Annotated in this window: 11 protein-coding genes; 10 read left to right on the top strand and 1 reads right to left on the bottom strand. The window is 35.1% G+C overall.

Annotated elements, in window-relative coordinates; genetic code table 11:
* Positions 1 to 258: 258 nt before the first annotated feature.
* The 9 genes from AC1Q8M_RS27510 to rsmI all read left to right on the top strand — a co-directional run bounded on the left by AC1Q8M_RS27510 (position 259) and on the right by rsmI (position 6720).
* The gene (locus AC1Q8M_RS27510) at positions 259 to 438 is read left to right on the top strand and encodes a sigma factor G inhibitor Gin (protein WP_000776279.1); all 180 of its coding nucleotides are present in this window, start codon (positions 259 to 261) and stop codon (positions 436 to 438) included.
* A gap of 71 nt (positions 439 to 509) precedes the next feature.
* Positions 510 to 1931, top strand: a complete 1422-nt coding sequence (locus AC1Q8M_RS27505) for an aminotransferase class I/II-fold pyridoxal phosphate-dependent enzyme (protein WP_001073004.1) — start codon at positions 510 to 512, stop codon at positions 1929 to 1931.
* Position 1932: 1 nt separating this feature from the next.
* Positions 1933 to 2559 carry a dTMP kinase gene (gene tmk, locus AC1Q8M_RS27500; RefSeq protein ID WP_000677220.1) on the top strand — a complete coding sequence of 209 codons (627 nt, stop codon included), beginning with the start codon at positions 1933 to 1935 and terminating at the stop codon, positions 2557 to 2559.
* A gap of 35 nt (positions 2560 to 2594) precedes the next feature.
* A complete protein-coding gene (holB, locus tag AC1Q8M_RS27495) occupies positions 2595 to 3578 on the top strand; it encodes a DNA polymerase III subunit delta' (RefSeq protein WP_098361594.1) in 984 nt (327 codons plus the stop codon).
* 5 nt (positions 3579 to 3583) lie between these two features.
* Complete coding sequence (locus AC1Q8M_RS27490; RefSeq protein ID WP_000272429.1) at positions 3584 to 4411, top strand: PSP1 domain-containing protein; 828 nt, start codon at positions 3584 to 3586, stop codon at positions 4409 to 4411.
* A gap of 14 nt (positions 4412 to 4425) precedes the next feature.
* Complete coding sequence (gene yabA, locus AC1Q8M_RS27485; protein ID WP_000412063.1) at positions 4426 to 4776, top strand: DNA replication initiation control protein YabA; 351 nt, start codon at positions 4426 to 4428, stop codon at positions 4774 to 4776.
* Positions 4777 to 4858: 82 nt separating this feature from the next.
* The gene (locus AC1Q8M_RS27480) at positions 4859 to 5599 is read left to right on the top strand and encodes a tRNA1(Val) (adenine(37)-N6)-methyltransferase (protein WP_001055355.1); all 741 of its coding nucleotides are present in this window, start codon (positions 4859 to 4861) and stop codon (positions 5597 to 5599) included.
* Complete coding sequence (locus AC1Q8M_RS27475; protein ID WP_000414350.1) at positions 5586 to 5876, top strand: GIY-YIG nuclease family protein; 291 nt, start codon at positions 5586 to 5588, stop codon at positions 5874 to 5876. The genes AC1Q8M_RS27480 and AC1Q8M_RS27475 overlap by 14 nt, the downstream gene beginning before the upstream one ends.
* Positions 5845 to 6720: a 16S rRNA (cytidine(1402)-2'-O)-methyltransferase gene (gene rsmI, locus AC1Q8M_RS27470; protein WP_000267824.1), complete on the top strand. Its 876-nt coding sequence runs from the start codon at positions 5845 to 5847 to the stop codon at positions 6718 to 6720. The genes AC1Q8M_RS27475 and rsmI overlap by 32 nt, the downstream gene beginning before the upstream one ends.
* A 20-nt stretch (positions 6721 to 6740) precedes the next feature.
* Here rsmI and abrB read toward each other — a convergent pair whose 3' ends face one another.
* Positions 6741 to 7025, bottom strand: coding sequence for a transition state genes transcriptional regulator AbrB (abrB, locus tag AC1Q8M_RS27465; RefSeq protein WP_000843036.1), 285 nt, complete (start codon positions 7023 to 7025; stop codon positions 6741 to 6743).
* A gap of 487 nt (positions 7026 to 7512) precedes the next feature.
* Between abrB and metG the strand changes: the two genes are divergently transcribed.
* Positions 7513 to 9495 carry a methionine--tRNA ligase gene (gene metG / locus AC1Q8M_RS27460; protein WP_000134131.1) on the top strand — a complete coding sequence of 661 codons (1983 nt, stop codon included), beginning with the start codon at positions 7513 to 7515 and terminating at the stop codon, positions 9493 to 9495.
* Positions 9496 to 9628: the final 133 nt, after the last annotated feature.

The raw sequence follows: 9628 nt of genomic DNA, 5'->3' as shown, positions 1-9628 counted from the left end.
GGAAGTTAAGCTCTCTAGCGCCGATGGTAGTTGGGACCTTGTCCCTGTGAGAGTAGGACGTCGCCAAGCAACTAAAAACACAAGTCTTTTGACTTGTGTTTTTTTGTATTGTTAAAAAGAATGGGAAAGAAGTAATGGTAATACAAACACGTTGCCCAAGAGTTAATCATATTATATAAGAGATGGGTGTATATTTTTCTGGAAATTGTTAAGGATTAGAAGTATAAAATAGGTTCACTTAAATAGGGAGGGAAGGTTATGAAATTACAAAGTGAAGTTTGTATTGTTTGTGAGACAAAAAGAAAAGAAGGTATATATGTTTATAATAATTTAATATGTTATGAATGTGAAAAGGATATGGTGAATACAGAGACAGATGATCCGAAATATATACATTATTTAAAGCAACTTCGAAAATTAGAAGTATCATATTTTTAAATAGGCATATGCCTATTATTTTTTTTGTTCTGTATAATAGATGGAGAATGAATAATAAGGAAGAGATGTAGATGAATCAAAATCATATGCCTTTATATGAGGCGTTAATCGAGTTTAAAGAAAGAGGGCCGTTATCCTTTCATGTCCCAGGTCATAAGAATGGTTTAAACTTCCCTCAGAAGGCAATAAGAGAGTTTAAAGATATTCTATCTATTGATGTAACTGAGTTAGCAGGACTAGATGATTTGCATAGTCCGTTTGAATGTATAGATGAGGCACAACAATTATTGGCTGAAGTGTATGATACAAAGAAAAGTTATTTTTTAATTAATGGTTCAACAGTCGGGAACTTAGCGATGATTTTGTCTTGTTGTGGGGAACATGATATTGTTCTTGTACAAAGAAATTGTCATAAATCAATTATTAATGGTTTAAAACTAGCGGGAGCAAATCCCATTTTTTTAGATCCATGGATTGATGAAACTTATAATGTACCAGTGGGAGTTCGTAATGAAATTATTAAGAAAGCAATTGGAAAATATCCAAATGCGAAAGCACTCATTCTAACGCATCCTAATTATTATGGTATGGGGATGGATTTAGAGGCAAGCATCGCTTTTGCACATGCACATGAAATCCCTGTTTTGATAGATGAGGCACATGGGGCACATCTTTGTTTAGGAGAACCATTCCCGAAATCAGCGTTAACATATGGTGCAGATATTGTAGTGCATTCTGCACATAAGACATTACCCGCAATGACAATGGGTTCCTATTTACATATAAATAGTCACTTAGTAGACGAAGAGAAGGTTACTACTTATTTAAGTATGCTACAATCTAGTAGTCCATCGTATCCAATTATGGCTTCCTTGGATATAGCACGCTTTACAATGGCGCGTATAAAAGAAGAAGGTCATGGTGAAATTGTTGAGTTTTTACGGAGATTTAAGGAACGGTTACGTTCTATTCCCCAAATCGCCATTTTAGAATATCCGTTGCAAGACGAGTTAAAGGTTACGGTACAAACTCGTTGTCAGTTATCAGGGTACGAATTACAGTCCGTATTTGAAAAGGTCGGTATATATACAGAGATGGCTGATCCGTACAATGTCCTATTTATTTTACCCCTGCAAGCAAATGAGGGGTATATGAAGGTTATAGAGATGATCCGAGTAGCATTGCAACATTATGACGTGAAAGACAAGAGGGAATCTATTCGTTATACTTATAAAGGTGAATTCTCTCCGTTGCCGTATACGTATAAACAACTAGAAAGATATGGAACAAGGATAGTATCTATAGAAGAGGCTGTTGGAATGATAGCGGCGGAAATGGTGATTCCGTATCCACCTGGGATTCCATTGGTTATGTATGGAGAGAGAATTACTTCAGAGCATAAAGAGCAAATTATGTATTTAGAGAGAGCAGGAGCTCGTTTTCAAGGTAATACGAAATATATGAAAGTGTATGATATAGAAAGTAGGTTTTAGGATGAAGGGATTATTTGTAACAATTGAAGGCCCAGAAGGTTCAGGTAAAACAACGTTAATTAAAAGCTTATTGCCATATTTTGAACAAAAAGCACAAAAGGTAATGGCGACAAGGGAACCAGGTGGTATTGCAATTTCTGAGGACATTAGGACGATTTTACATAAACAAGAATATACGATGATGGAAGCACGTACAGAAGCGCTTCTTTATGCTGCTGCGCGCAGACAACATTTAGTAGAAAAAGTTATGCCAGCACTTAATGAGAACTATCTCGTGTTATGTGATCGTTTTATAGATAGTTCTTTAGCATATCAAGGCTATGCAAGAGGATTGGGTATGGATAAGGTATTTGAAATAAATCGTTTCGCAACAGAGGACTGTATGCCTAGTTTAACAATTTATCTAGACATTGAGCCTGAGGTTGGCTTGGCTCGGATTGAAAAAGATGCAGGACGTGAAGTAAATCGACTAGATATGGAAGATATCTCTTTCCATAAACGTGTGCGCGAAGGGTATTTACAAGTTGTAGAACGTTTCTCGGAGCGTATTGTATTGGTAAATGCTGATCAGCCGATGGAAAAACTTATAGAAGAAGTTGTTCAGATTATAGAAGATAAATTGTTATAATAGAAGGAAAGAATGAAATAAGTGAGGTATGCATTATGATGAAGACGTGGGAGCAGCTTTCTGCTATACAACCCATCGGTGTAAAAATGTTGATGAATAGCATTGCAAAAGAGCGTATATCCCACGCTTACTTGTTAGAGGGAGGGAAAGGTACGGGAAAGTTTGCGACAGCAATTCAAATGGCAAAGAGTTTCCTCTGTTCTCAGCGGAATGGAGTAGAGCCCTGTCATGTATGCACAAATTGTAAGCGAATTGATTCAGGTAACCACCCTAACTTACATATTGTAAAACCAGACGGATTATCTATTAAGAAGCAGCAAATTCATGATTTACAAGAAGAGTTTTCAAAAACAGGATTAGAGGCAAATAAAAAATTATATATTATTGAGCACGCAGATCGTATGACGGCAAATGCGGCAAATACACTTTTGAAATTTTTAGAAGAACCAAGTAGTGATACAACCGCTATTTTACTTACTGAACAAAGTCATCAAATTTTAAATACGATTTTATCTCGTTGCCAAGTTGTTACGTTTAGACCGTTACCTACAGAATCTTTAATTAGAAGATTACAGGAAGAAGATATTACAGCATCTTTATCGACACTTGCTGCTCAACTCACAAATAGTTTTGATGAAGCTTTAGCTTTATGTAGTGATGAATGGTTTGCACAAGCACGAGCTTTAGTGATAAAATTATGTGAAGCGCTCGAAAAAGATAAAACCTCTATTTTTTTTGTACAAGAAAAATGGGGAAAACACTTTGGAGAGAAAGAACAATTACAGCAAGGGTTAGATATGTTACTCCTTATTTATAAGGATTTACTATATGTTCAACTTGGAGAAGAAGATCGTCTTGTTTTTCATGAGCAGAAAGAGATGTTTGAATCGTTTTCCTATGCTCAGAAGCGCATTGTATCAGCTCTCTTTAATATATTAGAGGCAAAAAATAGAATCAACGCTAATGTAAATGCGCAGCTTGTGTTCGAACAGTTAGTGTTGCGGTTGCAGGAGGGATGACCGTTTTGTATGATGTAGTAGGTGTTCGCTTTAAGAAGGCCGGAAAGGTATATTACTTTGATCCAAATCAGTTCGATATCTCTGAAAATGAGTTTGTTATTGTAGAAACGGTAAGAGGTATTGAATACGGAAAAGTAGTTATTACCAAAAAGCAAGTTGATGAAAACGACGTTGTATTACCGCTAAAAAAGGTTATTCGTATTGCAAATGAAAATGATCGTACCATTGTTGAAGAGAACAAACATGCTGCAAAAGAAGCATATCAAGTCTGTCAGCAAAAGGTAGTAGAGCATAATCTTGATATGAAACTTGTAGATGTAGAGTATACATTCGATCGTAATAAGATTATTTTCTATTTTACTGCGGATGGTCGGATTGATTTCCGCGAACTAGTGAAGGACTTAGCGGCAATTTTTAGAACAAGAATTGAACTAAGACAAATTGGTGTTCGTGATGAAGCGAAGATGCTAGGTGGTATTGGTCCATGTGGTCGTATGCTTTGTTGTTCTACTTTTTTAGGAGATTTTGAACCTGTATCCATTAAAATGGCAAAGGATCAAAATTTATCATTAAATCCTGCAAAAATCTCTGGTTTATGTGGTCGCTTAATGTGTTGCTTAAAATATGAGAATGATGAATATGAGGCAGCAAAGGAACAACTTCCTGATTTAGATCAACGTATACAAACCCCGCATGGTACTGGCCGTGTGATCGGATTAAATATTTTAGAAAGATTAATTCAAGTGGAACTAGTAGACAAGGAACGGATAGTAGAATATACGTTAGATGAGTTAGTGAATAAAGGGGTCGTTTCGAGTCAAACCACAGATTAATGAGGTGGGTGCTTGTGGAGAAAAAAGATATTTTTGAATCGGTTTCTAGTATGGAAGAGCAAATTGGACATTTATACAAACAGTTGGGAGAGTTAAAACAGCATCTTGCAGAGTTGTTGGAAGAAAACCAGCATATAAAAATGGAAAATAACAATTTGCGACACCGTTTTGAAGAAGTGCAGAATAAAGAAAAACAAAAAACTCAAAAGCGTAAAGAAGTGAAGCCGAAGACAGATATTGGTGAAGGCTATGACAATTTAGCGAGACTGTATCAAGAAGGTTTTCATATTTGCAATCTACATTATGGAAGTGTACGTAAAGAGGGAGATTGTTTGTTCTGTCTGTCATTCTTAAATAAAAAGTGAAATTACCTTTCCAATTATAATTGGAAAGGTAATTTTTTATACATGAAATAGGGTAGGTTAAGGGTAAGAAAAGGAGCAGTATATGAATTTATATGAAGATGAACGTTTAGATTACTTATTAGCGCAAGACATGAAGATTATACAAAGCCCATCAGTATTTAATTTTTCTTTAGATGCTGTTTTACTGGCAGATTTTGCATGGGTACCAATTCAAAAGGGGAATTTACTTGATTTGTGTACAGGTAACGCAGTTGTCCCCCTTCTATTAAGTACAAGAACAAAAGGAAAGATTACTGGTGTGGAAATTCAAGAACGCTTATATGATATGGGAGTAAGAAGTGTTCAATATAATGGGCTGGAAGAAAGAATTCACCTCATACATGGAGATTTGAAAGATATGCCAGAGAAACTCGGACGTCATCAATATGATGTTGTTACATGTAATCCACCATATTTTCAAACACCTCAAACTTCAGAGAAAAATATGAATGAACATTTAGCGATAGCTCGTCATGAAATTATGTGTACATTAGAAGATGTTGTATCTGCAAGTAGTCAGTTAGTAAAACAAGGTGGGAAAGTGGCGTTTGTACATCGTCCAGGGCGATTACTCGACATTGTCACATTAATGCGTAAATATAAAATTGAACCAAAGCGTGTGCGATTTGTTTATCCTAAGGTTGGAAAAGAAGCAAATACATTGTTAATTGAAGGAATTAAGGATGGAAATGCAGATTTAAAAATTTTACCACCTCTCGTTGTATATGAGAACAATAACGAATATACAAAGGAGATACGTTCAATTTTATATGGAGAAGAATAAGCATTTTTTTTATGTGGTAGAGTGCTCTGATGGAAGTTATTATGCTGGATATACAAACCATATAGAAAAACGAATACAGACTCATAATAGCGGCAAAGGAGCTAAGTATACACGCGTCAGGCTTCCTGTCGTTTTAAAATATGTAGAGACCCATGATGATAAACGTACAGCTATGCAAGCGGAGTATTACTTTAAGCAATTAACGAGAAAACAAAAAGAGGCATATATGCAAAAAGGAGAACGCTATGTGGCAACAAAAAAGCTTTCAACAAAATGAAAAGGGAGTTTTATATTTAGTACCAACTCCTATTGGAAATTTAGAAGATATGACATTTCGTGCAATCCGAATTTTAAAAGAAGTGGATTTAATTGCTGCTGAAGATACGAGACAAACGAAAAAACTTTGTAATTATTTTGAAATTGAAACACCTGTCACGAGTTATCATGAGCATAATAAAGAAGTAAGTGGAAAGAGAATATTAGAGAAGTTAGAGGATGGAAAGAATGTAGCACTTGTTAGTGACGCTGGTATGCCGTGTATTTCTGATCCGGGTTACGATATTGTTGTTGAGGCAGTAGCTGAGCAATATCATGTAATTCCGCTTCCTGGAGCAAATGCAGCCCTTACAGCATTAATTGCATCCGGTCTTGAAACAAAGCAGTTTTATTTCTATGGTTTCTTGCAGAGAAACAAAAAGGAACGGAAGATGGAGTTAGAAAAGCTTCGTTATGTACAAACTACAATGATGTTTTATGAAGCGCCTCATCGTTTAGATGATACTTTAATTTCGATGCAGGAAGTGTTGGGAAATAGAGAGATTGTATTGTGTCGAGAGTTAACGAAAAAATTTGAGGAATTTATTCGAGGGACAATTCAAGAAGCAATTGAGTGGACGAAGCAAAATGAAGTACGTGGTGAGTTTTGTATTTTAGTAGCTGGTTCAACAGAAGAACCTGCTCCAGAAGAACAATGGTGGGAATCTCTTTCAGTATATGATCATATTGAACACTATATAAATGAAAAAGGTATGAATTCAAAAGAAGCGATTAAAACAGTCGCTAAAGATCGAGATTTGTCGAAAAGAGATGTATATCAAATCTATCATGTCGATAAAAAATAAGCTTCTCATAATTGAGAAGCTTATTTTGCTGTTTCGATATAATCTTGAAGTTCGTTTAAGATTTGCTCAGCGCCTTCTTTGCTTAAGATGATTTTACCTTCAGCTAAAGAAAGGTTACCGTCAGATACTTCACCAGTTACTTGGCAAGTCATGTTTGGTTTATATTTCTTTAAGATGATTTTTTCGTCATCAACATAGATTTCAAGAGCGTCCTTTTCTGCAATACCTAAAGTACGGCGTAATTCGATTGGAATTACTACACGACCTAATTCATCAACTTTACGAACAATACCAGTAGATTTCATAATTTTTTTCCTCCTAAATAAATAGTTTATAAGTTTCGAGTCTATTTTTAGATTCGTCATTTTTCGACAAAATACCCTATGGACATATGATACCAATCATTTACATTTCCGTCAATTCTTAAATTCTATATTTTTTAAAAAGATTTATAGATTTCTTATTTCTTATATATAATAGATTGAGAGGAAATTCCACAATTATTTACAATATTTTCAGAAAAAAATAACAAATTTCAAGTGGAGATTGTATATTTTTTTGAAATATGAGCAATAGATGATAAAGATATCGAGCATTAAGACCCAGAATTCAAAATTAGGTTGGCTTAAAGAAGATAAGTGAGATTCGGGCTGCTCGTAAAAGCCCGATTGATGTGGGCTAATAATCAGTGGGGATGAAGAAAAACCCCACTGATTAAAGTTTCACTTTATATATGAGTTTTTGATATACTGTTTATAAATACATATGAGGTTATTCGGGAGGTCCAAAACAATGACAGAGGAAAATAAGTCCTTTTATATTACTACCCCAATTTATTATCCAAGTGGAAAATTACACATTGGACATGCTTATACGACAGTAGCAGGAGATGCAATGGCACGATATAAGCGTATGCAAGGATATAATGTGCATTATTTAACAGGAACTGATGAGCATGGACAGAAGATCCAAAAGAAAGCAGAAGAGTTAAATATTACGCCACAGGCATATGTTGATAATATTGTTGCAGGAATTAAAGAGCTTTGGGAGAAGATGGATATTTCTTATGATGATTTTATTCGTACAACTGAAGATCGTCATAAAGATGTTGTCGAAAAAATCTTTAAGCAATTAGTAGATCAAGGTGACATTTATCTTGATGAATATGAAGGTTGGTATTCTGTACAAGATGAGACGTTCTATACAGAGCACCAATTAGTAGATCCAATTATGGAAGGTGACAAAGTAGTTGGAGGAAAAAGCCCAGATAGTGGTCATGATGTAGAACTTGTTCGTGAAGAATCTTATTTCTTTAGAATGGGTAAATATGTCGACAGACTATTAAAGTTCTATGAAGATAATCCACATTTCATTCAGCCGGAGTCTCGTAAAAATGAAATGATTAATAATTTTATTAAACCAGGATTAGAAGATTTAGCAGTTTCTCGTACTTCATTTGACTGGGGAGTTCGTGTTCCTGGTAACCCAAAACACGTTATTTACGTATGGGTTGACGCATTATCTAACTATATTACGGCGTTAGGTTATGGAACAGCAAATGAAGAGAAATATAAAAAATTCTGGCCTGCAGATGTGCATTTAGTTGGGAAAGAAATCGTTCGTTTCCATACAATTTATTGGCCGATAATTTTAATGGCATTAGATTTACCTCTTCCAAAGAAAGTCTTTGCTCATGGCTGGATTTTAATGAAGGATGGAAAGATGAGTAAGTCAAAAGGAAACGTAGTAGATCCAGTTACATTAATCGATCGTTATGGATTGGATGCATTACGTTATTACTTACTTCGTGAAGTTCCATTTGGATCTGATGGCGTATTTACACCAGAAGGATTTGTGGAGCGTATTAATTTCGACTTAGCAAATGACTTAGGTAATTTATTAAATCGTACAGTAGCTATGATTGATAAGTACTTTAACGGAGAAATCCCTGCATTTAAAGCAAATGTAACAGAATTTGATGAAACGTTAGTAGCGTTTGCACAAGATACTTTGAAAAAAGTAGAAGAAGCAATGGAGAATATGGAGTTCTCTGTAGCGTTAGGATCTATTTGGCAATTGGTTAGTCGTACGAATAAATATATTGATGAAACACAACCATGGGTATTAGCAAAAGATGAGAATGATCGTGAAAAGTTAGCTTCTGTAATGGCTCATTTAGCAGAAGTACTTCGTCAAACAGGTATTATGCTTATGCCATTCTTAACAGTAGCACCAAGCAAGATGTTTGCTCAGCTTGGCCTTACTGATGAGGCTCATAAATCTTGGGAAAGTTTATCTACAATTGGCTGTATTCCAGCTGGAACAAAAGTAGAAAAAGGAAACCCAATTTTCCCTCGTTTAGAAATAGAAGTGGAAGTAGAGTACATTAAAGAACAAATGAAAAGCTCTGCCCCTAAAGTAGAAGAGAAAAAAGAAGAAGAGCCGAAGGCAGAAGAAATTACAATTGATGATTTCTTTAAAGTAGAATTACGCGTAGCTGAAGTACTATCTGCTGAACCTGTGAAAAAAGCAGACAAGTTGTTAAAAATTCAACTAGACTTAGGCACAGAAAAGCGTCAAGTTGTTTCTGGAATTGCAAAATTCTATTCGCCAGAAGACCTAAAAGGTAAAAAGGTTATTTGTGTAACAAACTTAAAACCTGTAAAATTACGCGGTGAATTATCGCAAGGTATGATTTTAGCGGGTGAAGAGAATGGCGTATTGTCATTAGCATCAATTGACCAAAATCTACCAAATGGTACAAAAATCAAGTAATTAAGACAAGAAAAGAGATGTTTCACGTGTAACATGTGTGAAGCGTCTTTTTTCTTTTTACATTCTCTATTTTTGCATTAAGATTGTAGTATTGTTATCGTTAAGTTATTAAAGAACTTATTTTTGTAGAATA

It is taken from the genome of Bacillus sp. GW823-FHT06A10 (assembly GCF_058795375.1).
Note: the sequence above shows the minus strand (reverse complement) of the source record. Positions and strands in the feature narration are given on the sequence as shown.